The organism is Geothrix rubra (assembly GCF_030268065.1).
Taxonomy (GTDB): Bacteria; Acidobacteriota; Holophagae; order Holophagales; family Holophagaceae; genus Geothrix; species Geothrix rubra.
This window is the reverse complement of record NZ_BSDD01000001.1, coordinates 230,444-248,042: the sequence shown is the minus strand read 5'-3', so window position 1 is coordinate 248,042 and position 17,599 is coordinate 230,444. Positions and strand designations below refer to the sequence as shown.

Annotated in this window: 12 protein-coding genes; 1 reads left to right on the top strand and 11 read right to left on the bottom strand. The window is 67.4% G+C overall.

The genetic code is table 11. The annotated features are described in order from the left end of the window. Window positions 1-3: 3 nt before the first annotated feature. Complete coding sequence (locus tag QSJ33_RS01060) at window positions 4-1,494, top strand: AGE family epimerase/isomerase (protein ID WP_285722240.1); 1,491 nt, start codon at window positions 4-6, stop codon at window positions 1,492-1,494. On the opposite strand, the gene QSJ33_RS01055 is transcribed toward QSJ33_RS01060, so the two are convergent. The 11 genes from QSJ33_RS01055 to QSJ33_RS01005 form a co-directional block, all read right to left on the bottom strand. Beyond that, window positions 1,495-3,753, bottom strand: coding sequence for an alpha-amylase family glycosyl hydrolase (locus QSJ33_RS01055; protein WP_285722238.1), 2,259 nt, complete (start codon window positions 3,751-3,753; stop codon window positions 1,495-1,497). A 29-nt stretch (window positions 3,754-3,782) separates the two neighbouring features. Beyond that, window positions 3,783-5,435: an alpha-glucan family phosphorylase gene (gene glgP, locus QSJ33_RS01050; protein WP_285722237.1), complete on the bottom strand. Its 1,653-nt coding sequence runs from the start codon at window positions 5,433-5,435 to the stop codon at window positions 3,783-3,785. Window positions 5,436-5,485: 50 nt separating this feature from the next. Next, window positions 5,486-7,183: an alpha-amylase family glycosyl hydrolase gene (locus tag QSJ33_RS01045; RefSeq protein ID WP_285722236.1), complete on the bottom strand. Its 1,698-nt coding sequence runs from the start codon at window positions 7,181-7,183 to the stop codon at window positions 5,486-5,488. Window positions 7,184-7,257: 74 nt separating this feature from the next. Further along, a complete protein-coding gene (locus tag QSJ33_RS01040) occupies window positions 7,258-7,695 on the bottom strand; it encodes a pullulanase-associated domain-containing protein (RefSeq protein ID WP_285722234.1) in 438 nt (145 codons plus the stop codon). Between the two features lie 53 nt (window positions 7,696-7,748). Continuing rightward, window positions 7,749-8,639, bottom strand: coding sequence for a maltose ABC transporter permease MalG (malG, locus tag QSJ33_RS01035; RefSeq protein WP_285722233.1), 891 nt, complete (start codon window positions 8,637-8,639; stop codon window positions 7,749-7,751). A gap of 12 nt (window positions 8,640-8,651) precedes the next feature. After that, window positions 8,652-10,178 (bottom strand): maltose ABC transporter permease MalF, encoded by a 1,527-nt coding sequence (gene malF / locus QSJ33_RS01030; RefSeq protein WP_285722232.1) that lies wholly within the window; start codon window positions 10,176-10,178, stop codon window positions 8,652-8,654. A gap of 77 nt (window positions 10,179-10,255) precedes the next feature. After that, window positions 10,256-11,461, bottom strand: a complete 1,206-nt coding sequence (gene malE / locus QSJ33_RS01025; RefSeq protein ID WP_285722231.1) for a maltose/maltodextrin ABC transporter substrate-binding protein MalE — start codon at window positions 11,459-11,461, stop codon at window positions 10,256-10,258. Between the two features lie 43 nt (window positions 11,462-11,504). Next, window positions 11,505-12,602 carry an ABC transporter ATP-binding protein gene (locus tag QSJ33_RS01020; RefSeq protein ID WP_285722229.1) on the bottom strand — a complete coding sequence of 366 codons (1,098 nt, stop codon included), beginning with the start codon at window positions 12,600-12,602 and terminating at the stop codon, window positions 11,505-11,507. Window positions 12,603-12,663: 61 nt separating this feature from the next. Beyond that, a complete protein-coding gene (locus QSJ33_RS01015) occupies window positions 12,664-14,352 on the bottom strand; it encodes an alpha-amylase family glycosyl hydrolase (protein ID WP_285722227.1) in 1,689 nt (562 codons plus the stop codon). A gap of 69 nt (window positions 14,353-14,421) precedes the next feature. Beyond that, window positions 14,422-15,819 carry a maltoporin gene (locus QSJ33_RS01010; protein ID WP_285722226.1) on the bottom strand — a complete coding sequence of 466 codons (1,398 nt, stop codon included), beginning with the start codon at window positions 15,817-15,819 and terminating at the stop codon, window positions 14,422-14,424. Window positions 15,820-15,895: 76 nt separating this feature from the next. After that, entirely contained in the window at window positions 15,896-17,581 is a 1,686-nt protein-coding gene (locus QSJ33_RS01005; protein WP_285722225.1) for an alpha-amylase family glycosyl hydrolase, read from the bottom strand. Window positions 17,582-17,599 lie beyond the last annotated feature (18 nt).

The following is a 17,599-nucleotide window of genomic DNA, read 5'->3' as shown; positions in this document are numbered from 1 at the left end:
CCCATGCGCATGCGCCGCCTCCTGTTCATCCTTCTCTCGCTGGCCGGCGCGTCCTTCGCGCAGGCGCCGGCCAAGGCCCCCGTGCCCGCGCCTCTGGTCGCAGAGGTCCCGGGCAACCTCCCCACAGGAGACCGCTGGCTCCAGCACTTCCGCGAGGACCTCCTGCCCTACTGGAACCTGCCGGATGCCTGGGGCACCCCCCGGGGCGACTTCCCCACCTTCCGGGCCATCGACGGCAAGGCCATCGACTGGGCCCATCCGCCCCAGGAGGTCGCCGACGCGCCGGGCTGGATCCGCCAGGAGTTCGGTCGCGACTACGTCCGCATGAAGTCCCGGCAGACCTACTTCTACGGTGTGGCCTACCACCTTACGGGCGATCCGGAAATGCTGGCCCTGGCCCGGGACGGGGTGGACTGGATCCGGACGCACGCCCTCGATCCCGCCACCGGCAGCGCCGTGACCTACTGGGAGAAGGGCATCCCGCATCCGGCGGTGCTCGCCCGCACCAGCCAGGACCTGGCCTATGCCGGCGTCGGGCTGGCCATGTACTACTACCTCACCCGGGACGAGGCGGTGCTGAAGGACCTCCTTCGCCTGAAGCACCACATCTTCAGCCGGTACTGGAACCCGCAATGGCAGGCCCTGCGCTGGGTCGTCACACCGGATGCCGACCACGACGAGCGGCGCCAGGAGCTGGTCTCGCAGCTGGACCAGATCAACGCCTACCTCCTGCTGCTGGCGCCCGTCCTGCCCCCGAAGGAGCGGAGACCCTGGGTGGAGGATCTGCAGCGCCTCGCCCACGTCATCGAACGGGACTACTACGATCCTGGGCACCACCTCTTCTGGGGCACCCTCCACGACCCCGCGCAGAAGAAGCTGGGCTCCCGCCACACCGACTTCGGCCACACCGCCAAGGCCTGCTGGATGCTGGAACGCACCGGCCGGCTCCTCCACGACGACGGCCTGGTGACCTTCGCCACGGAGGCCGGGAAAGCCGTCCTGGCCCAGGCCTACCTGCCGGATTCGGGCACCTGGGGCTCCCGCCTCCGGCCGGACGGCACCGTGGACCCGGGCAAGGAGTGGTGGATCTACGCGGAGCTGGACCAGCTGGCGGGGACCTTGGCCCTTCGGGATCCCGCCCAGGCGGCCCCCCTGCCCCGCACGGCGGAGTTCTGGTTCCGGCGCATGGTGGACCACGAGCACCACGAGGTCTGGGGCGGCGCCGGCGGCCCGCCGGACTTCGAGCCCTGGGAGGGCCTCAAGATCCACCAGTGGAAGAGCGGCTACCATTCCGCCGAGCATGCCCTGGTGGGCTACCTGGTGGCCCAGGCCCTCCACGGGCAACCCGCCGTGCTCTATTTCGCCCCGAAGGATGCCAAGGCCGACGTCCGCCCCTACGTGTTCGAGGGCCGGATCCTCCGGCGCGCCAGCCTCCCGCTGCCGGGCTTCCCCGGCCGCAGGAAGCTGGAGGTGGCCTTCACCGGACTGGAGTGATCACTTCCGGAGGATGGCCGCGGTCAGGGGGGCGACCGTCACCGTGGTGCCCGAGACCGTCACCCCCGTAGGCGAGACGATGGCCGTGGTACCCGCGGTGGCGCCGTCTGCCAGGAGGGTTGCCGTGGAGAGATCCGCATCCGCCGTGAAGGTCTGGGCGGTGCTGCCGGCGTTGAGGAGGACGTAGTAGGCGCCGTCCGTGCCCACGGACTTGGTGCCGAAGGCCAGCCCGCTCGTGCCCGCCCCGTCGGGGAAGAGCGGGGAAACGCGGGCGGCCCGCACGGCGTCGGGCAGGCGGAAGGCGTCCGTGGCCTTCCGCAGGGCGATGAGGCCCTGGACGTAGCTGTAGAGCTTGTAGCCGTTCTGCGAGGTGTCGTAGTTCATGAATCCGCCGGCCAGGGGATTCCCCCCGGTGTACACCCGGTTCCACGCCACCAGGTTGATGGCATCGGAGGCGTTGTAGGAGTTGTCCACGAAGCACCGGGTGCCATTGGTTTTGGTGTTCGGGTAGGTGCCCGTGGTTTCCTTGGTCCGGAACATCTCGTCCCCGGCGTGGATGAAGGCCACGCCCTGCGAGGAGAGCAGTGCGGCGTAGGCCAGCCGGGCCCGCTGGAGGATCACGGCGTCGCCCGCGGCCGTGGCCGGTGCGTTCGTGGCCATGGCCAGCGTGTCATAGAGGCAGAGGTTGTCGTGGCAGGTCAGGTAGTCCACGACGTTCGCCGTGGAGCCCGGCGCGAAGGCCGGGTTGGCGTTGGTGGGGACACCTGCCGCATTGGAGAACAGCGTCGCCAGGGGCTGGGCGAGGTTCGACAGGAAGGCCGGCTGGCCGTCGTTGGGATACCCGTTCTTGAAGACCTGGCGGTAGCTGTCGGAGAACATGGCGACGTTCTGCCCCAGGAACTGGGCCGAATTCCCCTGATCCGCACCGGTCATGGCGTCGCCGTTGTAGTCCGTGGCCGGGCCGCTGTAGAAGCCGTTCCAGCCCTCGCCCAGGAAGATCACCTGGGGATCGAGCGCCTTCGCCGCGGCGTAGGCATCCTTGACGGTCTGGGTGTCCAGCACGCCCATGAGGTCGAACCGGAAACCGTCCACCCGGTACTCGCGCACCCAGTGGACGATGGAATCCACGATGAGCTTCCGCACCATCTTCGCCTCGGAGCGAACGTCCTGGCTGCCGGCGCCATTCCGGCTGGTGCTGCGGTAGAAATAGCCCTGCAGGCCGGAATCGGCCAGCACCGCGTTGTTGGCCGTGTGGTTGTACACGACGTCGAGGATGACGCCCATGCCCTGCTTGTGGATCTCGTTGATGAGGGTCTTCAGCTCGTTGACCCGGGCCGCGGGATCCAGGGGGTTGGCCGAGTACATGCCGGTGGGTGTGAAGTAGTTCTGGGGATCGTAGCCCCAGTTGTAGTTGGCCCCGGAGGTCATGGCGATGTTCAGCTCGCGGGTGCCGACCTTCGTCTGGTCGTAGGTGTAGTTCTCCAGGGGGCAGAGCAACTGGACATGGGTGACGCCCAGCCTCTGGATGTGGGGCAGCAGGTCCACCAGGCCCTTGAAGGTGCCCCAGGGGTGGCCCGCGGCGAAGCCGCTGAGGTTGGGATCCACCGTCAGATCCCGCACACCGGCCTCGTAGATGATGGCGTCGCGGTTGGAGGCGTAGGCGTAGGGAGCGGCCGTGGTGCCGTCGGGCCCCTTCATGGCCGACCCGTCGAAGTAGTACGACGTCCCGGCGTAGGGCGTCCAGCCGCCATCAGGTCCGATGGCCGAGGGATCCACGATGGCCCCCTTGCCGATGCTGTCGCCGGAGATGGAGGTCGAGGAGGTGTGGACCCACTGGGCCATGGACTTGGCATAGGGGTCCAGCACGTACTGGCCCCCCACCTGGAAGACATAGAAGGACTGGGCGGGGCGGGCGATGGCCCCGCTGGTCCAGATGCCGCCCGCCCCCCGGGTCATGGGCCGGGTGGCGGCCGGACTGGTCAGGGCGTCGTTCCAGTTCGTGTAGAGGCAGAGCGAGACGGTGCTGGCGTTGGGGTTCCAGTAGGTGAAGGTGACGGTCCCGCTGCCGAACACGGGCCCCAAGGTCTCGCTGGGGATCTTGTAGTAGGCGGGGTCGGCCGCCGGCGTGGCCCCGCTGTCCGCATCGATGGCCGCGGCGTCCCGAACGGGCGTGGAGGCGGATCCGCCCCCCCCGCCGCCGCCACATCCGAGGAGGAGGATCAGGCTCGAAGCCAGGGGCAGCAGGGTGCGGCGGATCATCGGAGCCTCCGGGGCTTGGGACGGGTCGGTCAGCGGGCGGACCGCTTGTACATCCGGTCGTAGTACTCGTCGAGCATGCGCTGGACGCCGAAGGCGTCGCGGGTGGACCGGATGGAGGCCACCATCATGTCCATCCAGGCGTCGCGGCGATCGTAGTACGTCGGGAGCACCTCATCGGCCAGCACCTTCTTGAAGGCCTTGAAGTCGTGCCTGTCGAGCACGGACTCGTCCTCGCTCTCGAAGCCATCCCCGAACTGCCAGCCGTTCACGCCGTGCTGGCAGGCCTCCGGCCACCAGCCGTCCAGGATGGAGAGGTTCAGCACCCCGTTCATGGCCGCCTTCATGCCGGACGTCCCGGAGGCCTCCTTGGGCCGGCGCGGGTTGTTCAGCCAGACGTCCGAGCCACGGGTGAGCATGCGGCCGATCTCCATGTCGTAGTTCTCGAGGAACACCACGCTTCCCGGATACCGCTTCGTCATCTCCAGGATGTTCTCGACGATGCGCTTGCCGTTGTCGTCCAGGGGATGGGCCTTGCCCGAGAAGACGATCTGGAGCCGTCCGCTCTTCAGCAGGGGCTCGATGAATTTACGGTCCGTGAAGATGAAGTTCGAGCGCTTGTAGGGCGCGGCCCGCCGCGAGAAGCCGATGAGCAGGCACTCCGCGTCCAGCTTCACACCGGTACGGCTCTCCACGAAGTGGATGAGCTTCCGCTTGTTGTCCATGTGGGCTTTCCACAGCGCGTCCTTGGCCTTCTTCGACCCGTCGCAGGCCTCCGCCAGGTCGAGCATGCGCGGATCCACCCAGGTGGGCCGGTGGATGGCGTTCGTGATGCCGATGATCTCGCTGCGACCCTCGATGTGCTTCCACATCTTGTTCGAGGTGACCCGGTGCAGGTCGGCCACCGCGTTGGAGATGCGGGAGAGGCGCAGGGCACCCACCGTCATGTTGAAGGGGCTGCCGCCGAGCTGCTTGAGCTGGGCCTTCGTCATCCCCAGATTGGCGCCCAGGTACATGAACCGGTCGATGGGATGGGACTCGTTGCCCTGGACGATGGGCGTGTGGGTGGTGAACACCACCTCCTCGCGGGTCCTGGCCCAGGCGGCCTCGAAGGTGGCGCCCTTGGCCATGCGCTGATGCATCAGCTCGAAGCCCGCGAAGAGCGCGTGCCCCTCGTTGAAGTGGTACACGTCGGGCTTGATGCGCAAGGCCTGCAGGGCCCGCACGCCGCCGATGCCCAGCACCATCTCCTGCGCCACCCGCTCCTCACCGAACCAGCCGTAGAGCTGCCCGGTGATCCAACGGGCCTCGCCATCGTTCTCCTCGATGTCCGTGTCCAGGAGGTAGAGGGAATCTACGCCGTAACTGTTCACCCGCCAGACTTTCACCTTCACGGGCCGGCTCTTGATCTCCACCTCGACGGTGACGCCCGTGTCCTCCAGGAACTCGTGGCTGGCGTTCCGATAGGCGTCGTACACCTTCCCCGTCGCCCCGTCCACCAGCTGCTCGCCGTAGCCCTGCTTCCAGCGGATGCCGATGCCCACCATGGGGTAGCCGTGGTCCTTCACCCCCTTGAGGTAGTCTCCGGCCAGGATCCCCAGGCCCCCGGAGTAGATCTTGAATGAGCTCTCCAGGGCGTACTCCATGCAGAAGTACGCGACCCGGGGCAGTTTCTTGGCGGACATGGCCACTCCTAGCGTTCGTTCAGTTCGATTCGTCTACAGGTGCAACCGGCTCAATGGGCGCCGGTCTTCACCCGCTCCAGCAGCACCACGCCCCCGGCCTGGACGGTCACCTTCCCGCCGGCCACCACGGTCGTCCGGCCCGTATAGGCATCCTCGAGCGTCTCGCCCTCCAGGAAGACGCCCGCGACGGGGAGGGTGACCGGCCCGGTGGCGTCGAGCGCCACCACCACCCGGTCGCCGGTGGCCCCATCCACCCGGCTGAAGGCGTAGGGCTTCTCGGAGATCTGCTTGTGCTCCCCGACAGCCAGGGCGCAGTGCCGCTCGCGGAAGGTCCCCAGCTTCCGCCAGAAGGCGAGCACCTTCTCATCAGGATTCGCCCAGTTCATGTCGGACCGGGTGGCCTGCTGGGGATCCGTGCGGGGCTTGTAGCCTGCCGGCCGGGCGGTCTCGTCGCCGTAGAAGATCTGGACACCGCCCGGGGCCAGCAGCAGGGCCGCTCCGCCCTCGATCAGCTTCGTGCGGTCGAAGAGCGAGGTGTCATGGGACGAGAGGTAGTTCAACATGTGGACCGGCTTGCCGGCCTGGATCCTGGCGTACTGGCTGAAGAGCTTCTCGGGCTTGGCGAACTCGTCCGCGTCCCCCTGGAACTCGAAGTTGATCATGGCGTCGAAGCCGTACCGGGTCATCTTGTGTTTCTCGGGGCCCGCCCCCCAGTACTCGCCCACCATCCAGAAGGGGGCATCGTCGACCTTCCGGGAGGGGTTCTTGGCCTTGAACTCGGCGAGCGCCTTCGTGGCCTGGTCCTTGAGCGCGGCCCAGGCTTCGGGCTCCACGTGCTTCACGGTGTCGCAGCGGAAGCCGTCGATGCCGTACTCCCGGACCCAGTCCGTGAGCCACTTGATGAGGTAGCCCCGGACGGTGGTGTCGGGGAGGTCCACGGCCTTCGTATCCGGCTTGTCGTGGAGGAACTTCGGAAGCTTGACCAGCTTGCTGCTCTCGGTGCGGAAGTCCGGCAGGAAGGCGATCTGCATGGTGAGATCGTTGCGGCCGCCGTCGATGTAGCCGGGAAGCCCGGCGCGCACCCAGTCGCGGCCCCACCAGTCCGCCCAGGCGTCGCTGTTGTAGTCGATGAAGCTGTGGTAGTTCTTGATCGTGGCCTTCTCCCAGCCCGGCCAGAGCACGTTCACGTGCAGGTCGTGGGCCGTCTGGAGATCCAGGTAGCCGGGGTGGTTCATCACCACGTCGAACAGGATGCGGATGCCCTGGCTGTGGGCCGTGTCCACCAGCTCCCGCAGATCCTCGGGGGTGCCCATGTTCTTGTCGAGCACCGTGTAGTCCAGGGCGTAGTAGCCGTGGTACGCGTAGTGCCGGAACTCCTCCCGGCCGCCCACCACCCAGCCGTGGATCTGCTCATAGGGCGCCGTGATCCAGAGGGCGTTCACGCCGAGCTTCCGGAACCAGCCCTCCTTCAGCTTGAGGGTCAGGCCCTTGAGGTCGCCCCCATGGAAGGTGCCCACGTCGTCCTTCGGATCCTTCTCGCGCTGGCGGCCATAGCTGTGGTCGTTCGAGGGGTCCCCGTCGTAGAACCGGTCCGTCATCACGAAATAGACGATGGGATTCTGGGCGAAGGTGCCCGGAACGGAGGCGGGGACGGGGGCCTGGCCCCGGACCGGCAGCCAGGCTGCGGCGAGGCCGGCGACCAGGACGAGGGCGCGGGCGGCGGGGGAATGGGGACGGACCGGGTTCATGGGACCTCGCGGCGGACGCCTGGAGCACAGAGTCCGCCCCCGGGTGGCGTCGCCTCCCGGGGGCGGAGGTGGACCTACTTGGCAGGTTCGGCGGGATGCGCCTTGAGGCAGTCCTCGAGGGAGTAGTAGATGGTTCGGTCCTTCTCCCAGACCCAGATCTCCTTGTGCTGGAGACCGTCGAAGGCCATGTCCTTGGCGCCCTGTTCCTTGATGTCGCCCTTGTGGATGATGTAGTTCACCTGCATCTTCGAGCCCGTGGAGAACTCGCTGGCCTTGACGTACCAGTAGACGCCGAAGTCGTCCTTGCCGGTGGGCATCATGGGATTCGGCCACTCGATGTCGGGCAGCGGCATGTTGGGGCTCTTCCAGAGATGCACGCCCCACTTCTCGTACTTGCCGTCCACCCGGTGGTAGTGGATCCCGATCATGCCCTCGGGGGGCGCGGCGAGAGCTGGGGTGAGGGCCAGGGCGAACACGGCCATCACCTTGAGGAAGGTGCTGCGGAGGCTCATGCAGGACTCCTTGTGGAAAGGGAGGGCGGAGCCGCCCTCGGGTTTGGGAAGCGTCAGCCCTTGTTGGCGCCGGAGGTGAGGCCGGAGATCATCCACCGCTGGGCGAGGATGAACACGACCGAGACTGGCAGGCCCGAGAGGATCGCGGCGGCCGCGAAATCCCCCCAGAGGTAGTGCTGGGCATAGAGGAACTGCTTGGCGCCCACGGCCATCGTGAGGCGGTCCTGGCTGTGGAGCAGGATCGAGGCCACGGGGTACTCGTTCACCGCGCCGATGAAGGCCAGCAGGAACACCACCATGAGGATGGGCAGCGCCATGGGCAGCAGCACCCGCCAGAAGGCCTGCCAGGGGGTGGCGCCGTCGACGGTCGCCGCTTCCTCGATCTCGGGCGGGATGCTCTCGTAGAAGCCCTTGATGATCCAGATGTGCAGCGCGATCCCGCCGGAATAGGCGAGCACGAGGGACCAGTGGCTGTTCACGCCGATGGCCGGGAAGGCATGCCCGATCCGCGAGAAGATGGAATGGATGGCCACCAGGGCGAGCACCGTCGGGAACATCTGCATGAGCATCAGCCCCGTCAGCGCCGCCTTCTTCCGGGCGAACTTCAGGCGTGCGAAGGCGTAGGCCGCGGTGGTGGACAGCAGCACGGCCACGGTGGCGGAGAGGGTCGCGACCTTGACCGAATTCCAGAGCCAGAGCAGCACCGGCAGGTCGGGCTGGGTCACCCGGCCGTCCGGACCCGTGACGGGCAGTCCCAGGGCGAAGCGCCAGTGATCGAGGCTGATGGATTTGGGGATGAGGCTGCCGGCGGCGAAATTGCCGGGCCGGAGGGAGATGGACACCACCATGAGCAGCGGGAAGATCACGATCGCGCAGAGGACGATGAGGAACGCATGGGCGGCGAAGATCCGCCAGCGCTGGGACTTGTCGATGACGATGGCCATGATGTGCTCCCTTCAGCCCTTGTCGTCCTGGGAGATCCTGGTCGCGCGGATCTGGATCAGGGCGATCGCCGCCACCATCAGGAAGACCACCGTGGAGATCGCCGCCGCGAGACCGAACTTCTGGCCCGAATCCTGGAAAGCGATGCGGTAGGTGTAGGTGGCCAGGAGGTCGGTGGTGCCGGCCGGCACCGAGGTGTTCAGGAAATCGGGCAGACCGCCGGTCAACAGGTTGACGAGCACCAGGTTGTTGAAGTTGAACGCGAAGGAGGCGATCAGCAGGGGCGTCAGGGGACGGATGACGAGCGGCATGGTGATCCTGAAGAAGTTCGTGATCGGCCCCGCCCCGGCCACGGCGGACGCCTCGTAGAGGTCGTTCGGGATCGCCTTGATGAGCCCCATGCAGACCACCATCATGTACGGGAAGCCCAGCCAGGTGTTCACGATCAGCAGCATGGTGCGGGCGAGGAACGGGTCCGAGAACCACGTGGGGCTGAGGCCGAAGAGGCCGTGGAGCACCAGGTTGATCTCGCCCGTGTTCTGGTTGAACAGCCCCTTGAAGACCAGGATCGAGATGAAGCTGGGAATCGCGTAGGGCAGGAAGAGCAGCAGGCGGTAGAGGCCCTTGAACCTCAGGGAATCCCAGCTGAGCAGGACGGCCAGCACCATGCCGAGCGAGGTGCAGAACAGCACGGACAGGGCCGAGAAGACGACCGTCCAGAGGAAGATGCGGCCGAAGGGCTCGCGCAGGGACGCGTCCGTGAAGATCTGGGTGTAGTTCTGCCAGCCGATGTCCACCTGGAAGCCCGGCTGGACCTGTTCCCCGTCGGCGGTTTCGTAGAAGCCGGTCTTGAAATTGGGCCGCAGGACGCTCTGATCCTGGTTGTTGGTGAGGCTGCCGTCCGGGTTCCGGGTGTACTGGAGGCGCTGGGGCGCGAACTCGTGCAGGCCGGTCATGCGCACGTGGGTGCCGCTGGGCATGACCACGACGAGGTTCTTCAGGGCGTCCTGCCGCTCGATGAGGTCACGGAGCGACATCGCCCCGTCCGGGACCGGGGTCGAGGTCGGAGCCGCCTGCAAGGTCACGGTCTGCTCCGTCGGCTCCAGCGCGACCGCACCGGTCAGGAACGCCGCCCCGCTGTCGGCATCCTCGAGGCGGATCCGCCACTTCCCGCCATCGGGGACCACCTCCGAATTGAAGGTGGAGCCGTCGGCCCGGTAGGTCTCCTCCAGGAGGTATTGGGTGGCCCGCTTGAAATTGAGCAGGTTCTTCGAGCTGTAGTTGGTGAACCCGATGCGCACGGTGTAGAGCATGGGGAACACGACGAAGATCAGCGCCGCCCCGATGCCGGGGAAGAGGTACCGGTAGACGTAGGCCTTCTGCGTGGTGTAGATCCAGACAAAACAGGCCAGCGTGGCGAGCATCACGGCGGCGAGCAGGCTCTCGCCCATGGCATAGACCAGGGTGATGACGTACAGCCCGGCCAGTCCCAGCGCGAGGATCACGGCGGGCAGGAGGAATCGCTTGAGGGCCTTGGGCATGCGCAGATCTTCCGGAGGACGGGGCGGGAGCCGGGCGGGGGCGGGCCACACGGTCCGCCCCCGCCAAGGGTGGAGGGCTACTTGAGGATCCGCTTGGCCGCGGCGTCCAGGGCTTCCTTGGGGGTCTGCCGGCCCTCGGTCATGTTGTTCAGGGCGGAGACCATGGCGGCCCAGAAGCGGCCCATCTGCGGGTTGTTGGGCATCACCACGCCATCGCGGGCGCTGGCCATGGAAGTCTGGATGAAGGGGTCGTTCTTCATCTTCGCGTAGGCCGCCTTGCTGGCGGGAGCACCGATGGGCACGTCGGCGTTGATGGTCTCGATGCCGTTCGGGCTCAGCATGTAGTTCTCGATGAACTCGCGGGCGACGTCCACGTTGCCGGCGCCGGAGGCGGCCTTGGTGATCATGGCGCCCATGTAGCCCACGAAGGGCTTGGAGGGCTTGCCGGCCACGCTGGGGATCTTGGCGATGCCGAAATTGATCTTGGCCTTGCGGAGGTTGTCCCAGGCCCAGGGCCCGCTGATCATCATGCCGAGCTTGCCCTGCGCCATGCCGGCTTCCATGTCCGCGTAGGTGGCGCCCTTGGGCATCACGCCGGTGGAGACCATCTTCGTGAGCAGTTCGGCGCCCTTCAGGGACCCGGCGTTGTTCACGCCCGTGTCCTTCGGGTCATAGGTGCCATCGGCCTTCATCTTGAAGGCGTACCCCCCGTTGGCCGCCAGCATGGGCATGGTGAAGTAGGTGTTGGTGTAGTCCCAGAGAATGGCCTTCTTCCCCTTGGCCATCATGGCCTTGTCGAGGGCGAAGATCTCCTCGAAGGTCTTGGGGGGCGTCTTGATCAGGGCCTTGTTGTAGATGAGCGAGACGGCCTCGATGGCGACGGGATACGCCCAGACCTTCCCTTTGATGGTGAAGGCCTGCCAGGCGGCCGGGTCGATGTCGTCCTTGATCTTCTTGCCGGGGGTCACGGCATTGATGACGCCGCTCTCCGCCCACTCGCCCACGCGGTCATGGGCCCAGATCCAGATGTCGGGCCCCTTGCCCTCCTCGGCCGCTTCCTGGAACTTGCCGGGGGCATCCTCGGGATGCTCGACGATGACCTTGATGCCGGTCTTCTTGGCGAACTCGTCGCCGACTTTCTGGAGGCCCTTGTAGCCCTTGTCGCCGTTGATCCAGACGAGCAGCTGGCCCTTCTGGGCGGCCTGGGCCACGGTCATGGCGCCGGCCACGAGGAAGGTGGCGACGGTGGCCGCGAGTCTGCGGAAGGTGGTGGGGTGGCTCACGAAACGCTCCTTGTGATGTCCGGGGGACCCGGGGTTGGAGGTGCTAGATGAGGCGGGTGAGGGCCCGGTCGTCCGGGCCGAAGAGGTGGCAGTGCTTGGCCGGGAACCGGAGATGGACCTCGGAGTCGGTCCGGAAGGGCGTCTCGGGCGGGGCCTTCACCGTGATCTGGCCCTGGCCCTCGAGACCCTGGATGTGCAGGAAGACGGTATCCCCCAGGTGCTCGGCCACGAGGACGGTGGCCCTGGCGGTGTCCTCCCCCCCCGTGGCCTCGGGCAGGAGGCGTTCGGGGCGGATGCCCAGGGTGAGCGGGGTGCCTTCGGCCAGGCCCCGGGCGTCGACCTGGGCCGTCACCAGCGTGCCGTCCCCGAGGCGGACGGTGGCATCGGTGTCCCTCGCCGAGACCAGGCTGCAGGTCAGGAAGTTCATCTTGGGGGAGCCGATGAAGCCCGCCACGAACCGGTTCGCCGGGCGCCGGTAGAGGTCGAGGGGTGCCCCGACCTGTTCGATGCGCCCCTGGTTGATCACCACGATGCGATCGGCCAGGGTCATGGCCTCCACCTGGTCATGGGTGACATAGACCATGGTGGTGCCGAGGTCCGCGTGGAGCCGGGCCAGCTCCACCCGCATCTGCACCCGCAGCCCCGCGTCGAGGTTGGAGAGGGGCTCGTCGAAGAGGAAGACGCCGGGCTTCCGTACGATCGCCCGCCCGATGGCCACCCGCTGGCGCTGCCCCCCCGACAGCGCCTTGGGTCTGCGGTCCAGCAGGGGTTCGATCTGGAGGATCTGGGCGGCCCGGAGGACGGCCGCCTGGATCTCCGTCTTGGAATGCCCGGCGAGCTTGAGCCCGAAGGCCATGTTCTCGGCCACCGTCATGTGCGGGTAGAGCGCGTAGCTCTGGAACACCATGGCGATGCCGCGCTTGGACGGGGGGATCTCGTTGACCCGCTGCCCGCCGATGCTGATCTCCCCGCTGGTGATCTCCTCCAGGCCGGCGATGCACCGCAGGAGGGTGGATTTCCCGCAGCCGGAGGGGCCCACGAAGACGATGAACTCCCCGTCGCGGATGTCCAGGTCGATCCCGTGCAGGATCTCGGCGTCCCCGAAGGACTTGCGCAGGGCTTTGAACTGGAGGTCGGCCATGGGGATTCCGGAAAGTGAGCGGTTGGAGCTGATGGATAGGCCCTGGGGGCCCCTGTGCAAGTCAGTGGAGATCGCCGTGGATGGTGCCTTGGAAGCCGGAGCCCGCGAGGTAGAGCACGCGGAGCCCGTGGGGCGGCAGGGAGGCGATCGTGCAGGTGTCTCCGGAGACGGTGGAGCCGCCCTGGAGGTCGCCCAGGACGGCCTGGACAGGCCCACCCGCGGGGACACCCTGGGCCGCGAGCCCGGTGACGGTGAAGGTCAGGGGCGCGGTCGTGAGGTTCGCCACCACCAGCACCCGTTCGGTCCCCGCCGAACGCAGGTAGGCCAGGGCCTTGCCGGTGCCCGCATCGGTGGCCAGCGTCGCGTAGCCGCCCCGGAGGGAAGGATAGGCCTTCCGGGCCTGGATGAGGTACCTGCACCAGCTGAGGATGGAATCCGGCTGGGTCGCCTGGAGCGCCGCCTGGGACCAGTCCATGGGTTGCCGGAGGTTGATGTCCGAGCCCGACTGACCTGCCATGCCCACCTCGTTCCCGTAGTAGAGGATGGGGGTCCCCGGGGAGAGGAGGTTCAGGGCCTCGGCCAGGATGACCTCCGCCCGATCGCCCCCGTACTGGGTGCCGGGCCGGGAGATCAGGTTGTCGTGGTTCGAATCGAAGGTCGCGGTCTGGTAGCCGGCGGGGTAGGTCCGCTGCTCGTAGTCCCAGAGCGAGGTCACCTGGGTGGCGTCCCCCTTGCTGATGGTGTTGTAGATGGCCCACGGCGCGCTGAAATCGAGGCACATGTGGAACTCGTTCGCGCCGTTGCCGTAGTAGGGCGCGACGCCCGAGGCGTCGTTCGTCCAGGCCTCGGCGATCATCGCCTTGCTGCTGTGCTTGGCAGGATCCCCCCCGGGATGCGGGTGCAGGTCGCCCGTGTCGTATTCGTCCATGAGGCTGCGGAAGGCCTGGAGCTGGACATGGGTATCCGGCTGGTCCGCCCCCTGCCCCGGCCCCGACTCGCAGAGGTAGCGCACCGCGTCCACCCGCATGCCGTCGAAGCCCCGGTCCAGCCAGTAGACCTCCACCTTCCTGAGTTCGGTCTGCACGGCGGGGTTGTACCAGTTGAGATCGGCCAGGGAGGTCACGCCGAAGGCCGTGTAGAAGCAGCCCGAGGCACCGGGCTTCCAGACATCCGTCGAAGTGCCGCCCCCCCAGGGGTAGCCCCAGCCGGCCGGGGGCGCGGGCTGCCAGAGGTACCAGGTGTCCCGCGTGGCGCTGTTCGTGAACCAGGGGTGCAGGGTGGAGGTGTGGTTCGGCACGAAGTCGAAGAGGATCCGCATGCCGCGGGCGTGGACCGCATCGATGAGGCTCTTGAGGTCGGCGCGGGTCCCGAAGCGGTCGTTCACGGCGTAGTAGTCCGTCGTGTCGTACCCGTGCATGTTGTCGCCCTTGTACCCGCACTCGAAGATCGGCGAGAGCCAGAGCGCGTTCACGCCGAGCGACTGGAGGTAGTCCAGTTTCGACTGGATGCCGGGAAGATCGCCGATGCCGTCCTGGTAGACGCCATCGGCGAAGGCCTTCACCCAGATGTGGTACACCACCGCGTCCCGGTACCAGCCCGGGGCGTTCTCCAGCTGCTGCCCGGGGGCGATGGTGGTCGTGTCCACCGGGTAGCGGCCGGAGGCGTCCGCGCTGGGGCCATGGCAGCCCAGCCCGCCTCCGAGGAGCAGGGCGAGCAGGGTGGCGGCGGTCAGGAGCGTGCGGAGTCTCACATCACATCCTTGGGTGGCTCGGCCAGGGGACGGCCCGTCCGGAGACGGGCCGCCCGACTGTCCTTGGGATTACCACCAGGCCTCGATCTGGGCGCCGTAGGTGGTGCCGCCGAGGGAGGTTCCGAAGACGCCACCGGCGATGCTGCCCCAGTTGTTGGCGACCTGGTTCCAGTTCGCCTTGGTGACGAAGAGGCGGAGCTGCGGACGGGACCAGAAGCTGCTCTGGGGGCTCCACTGGAGGGCCACCGTCTTCTTGGTGAGGCTGCGGGTGTCGGACTCCCCGTCGAACTTCAGGTGGTCCACGCCGACTTCGGCGGCGACGCTGAAGTGCTTGGTGATGAACCAGGTCGGACGGGCGCCGAGGGAGGTCCACTTGGCCTCGGTGCTGTTGGAGGTGCCCATGAAGAGGCCGCCGCCGGGCTCGTTGGGGGACTTCTGGTTGCGGTAGATGGCCACCGCCTGCATTCCGAAGTGGGCGTTCGGCTGGACGAAGAGGGCGTCCATCACCTCCCACCAGTTGTTCTTGGTGGAGACCTCAGGGTTGTACCAGTTCCAGAAGGTGGACCCGTCGCCCTTGGTCAGGTAGACCTTGTTGTCGCCGCCCCAGATGCCGGACTGGGTGTAGAGGATGCTGTACTGGCGGCCCACGTTGTTGTTGGAGGGGCCGGCGACGTCCTTGCGGACGTGGGGCTCGTTGTACTGGATGCCGAAGGTGAAGGTGGCATTCTCCCAGGGAGAGACGTCGGACAGGCGGATGTCGTGGGAGCCCACCACGACCTTGCCGTTCAGGGTGTAGACGTTGGTGTTGAGCACGCCCACGGGGTTCCAGCTGGAGCCGGTACCGTTGTTGTTCCACCAGGTCGCGACATTGCCGGTGTCATGCTGGATGTAGGCGTAGTGAAGCTTGCCGAAACCGAGGTCGATGTTCTCGATGCCCACGCCGTCGCCGCTGTTGTTCCAGTACCAGTAGTCGCGGATGTGGAGGTCCTGGCGCTGGTAGAAGCGCCGGCCGGCCCAGAGGGTGGCGTCCTTGAAGAAGCTGCTGTTGCCGAGCACGCCGGCAGCCTCGCCCCAGCCCTCACGCAGCCAGACCTGCTGGTTGGGATTCGAGGCCATGGAGCCGTCCACGTTGCCGCCCGCATCCGAGGACGCATCCCGGGCGGAGTAGTACTGGCGGAAGGAGGGACGGAAGTGGAGCTTGAAGGTCACGCCGTCCTTGTCGTAGGCGCGGACGTCCATGGCGAGCTCGAGGTAGTTGTCGGTCTCGTTGCCGAGCCGGTAGCCGGGGCCACCCGTGACGCTGTCGGCGGTGCCGGGGAGGTAGAAGGTGGCCTGCTCGCCGCCGTTGGAGGAGCGGCCGGTGCCGGCGCGCATGTAGCCGTGGAGTTCGAACACGTCCTGGCCGAACAGCGGGCCGGCGGCCAGCACCACGGCGAGGGCGGCCAGCAGGTTAGGGTTGCGCTTCATCGGACTTGCCTCCAGTGAATAGCCGCGCGGCGGCTGGTTGAGTGGGTACTGCGTTGAACAAGGGGCCTTGATGGGATCAGCCCACGCGGCCGAAGAACCCGCCCCAGGGGGGGAGGTGAAGGATGCGGCCCTCCAGCCGGCAGGCCTCGAGGCCATGGCCTTCGAGGGGGCGCGCCGGAACCGGGAGGGTGTGCTGGACGGGCCGGGCCCCGAGGTTGAAGACGGCCAGGATCTTCTCGTCCGCCTCCTGCCTCAGGAGCGCCAGGATCGGCTCTCCGGCCCGGTAGAAGTGGATGCTGCCCCGGCGGAGGGCCGCCGAGCCCTTCCGCCAGGCGAGGAAGCGCCGGTAGAAGTGGAGGACGGAATGGGGATCGGCGGTCTGCGCGGCCACCGACCGCCGGAGATGGTCCTGGAACATGGGCAGCCAGGGCTCCACCTCCGAGAACCCGCCCCGGGGCACCGCGCTGGTCCAGGGCATGGGGGTGCGGCAGCCGTCGCGGCCCTTGAAGTCGGGCCAGAAGGCGATGCCGTAGGGGTCGATGAGCCGGTCGAAGGGCACCTCCGCCTCCGGCAGGCCGAGTTCCTCGCCCTGGTAGATGCAGAAGCTCCCCCGCAAGGAACCCAGCATGGCCACCAGCAGTTTCGGGAAGGCGGGATCATCCACGCCCTGCCCCCAGCGGGTGACCACCCGCGTGCAGTCGTGGTTGGAGAGGGACCAGCAGCCCCAGCCCCCGCCCCGGCTGATGCCCCGCTCGAACTCCTGGACCACGGAGCGGATGCGCCGGGCGGTGAACTCCTCCGTGAAGAGGCTGAAGCCATAGGCCATGTGGAGCTTGTCGCCGTCGGCGGTGTACTCCGCCATGGTGGCCAGGGCCCCCTCGTCCCCGATCTCCCCCACGCTGGCCACGCCATACTCGTTCATCAGCTTCCGGAGGCGCTTCAGGAAGGCCAGGTTCTCCGGACGGCTCTTGTCATAGCGGTGGACCTGCCGGCCGTAGGGATTGCCCTCGCGGACGGAGGTCAACTCCACCTTCCCGGGGCGGGCGGGCGGGTTGTTCCGCAGCTTCGGATCGTGGAAGTGGAAGTTGCAGGCGTCGAAACGGAAACCGTCGACGCCGCGCTCCATCCAGAACCGCACCTCCTGGAGCAGCTGCGCCTGCACCGGCTCGTGGTGGAAGTTCAGGTCCGGCTGGGATTCCAGGAAGTTGTGGAGGTAGTACTGCCGGCGTCGCGGCTCCCAGGTCCAGGCGGGCCCGCCGAAGACGGACAGCCAGTTGTTGGGGGGCGTGCCGTCGGGCCGGGCCTCGGCCCAGACGTACCAGTCGGCCTTCGCGCCCGTGCGGCTGGCGCGGCTCTCCCGGAACCAGGGATGCTGGTCGGAGGAATGGGAGAGCACCTGATCGATGAGCACCTTCAGGCCCAGCCGGTGCGCCTCCGCCACCAGGCGGTCGAAATCCGCCAGGGTGCCGAAGGTGGGATCCACGTCGCGGTAGTTCGACACGTCGTAGCCGAAGTCCCGCATGGGCGAGGTGAAGAAGGGGGAGATCCAGATGGCGTCCACCCCCAGGTCCGCCACGTAGGAGAGGTGGGCCGTGATGCCCGGCAGGTCCCCCACCCCATCGCCGTTGGTGTCCTGGAAGCTCCGGGGATAGATCTGGTAGATGGAGGCGCCTCGCCACCATTCGGCGGAACCGGCCGGAGCCCCGGACGGCCGGCGGGCGTCAGGGGCCTGGGTTCCTCGGGTGGTCGGACTGGTTGGCATGGAGGGCCTGGGGGGAAT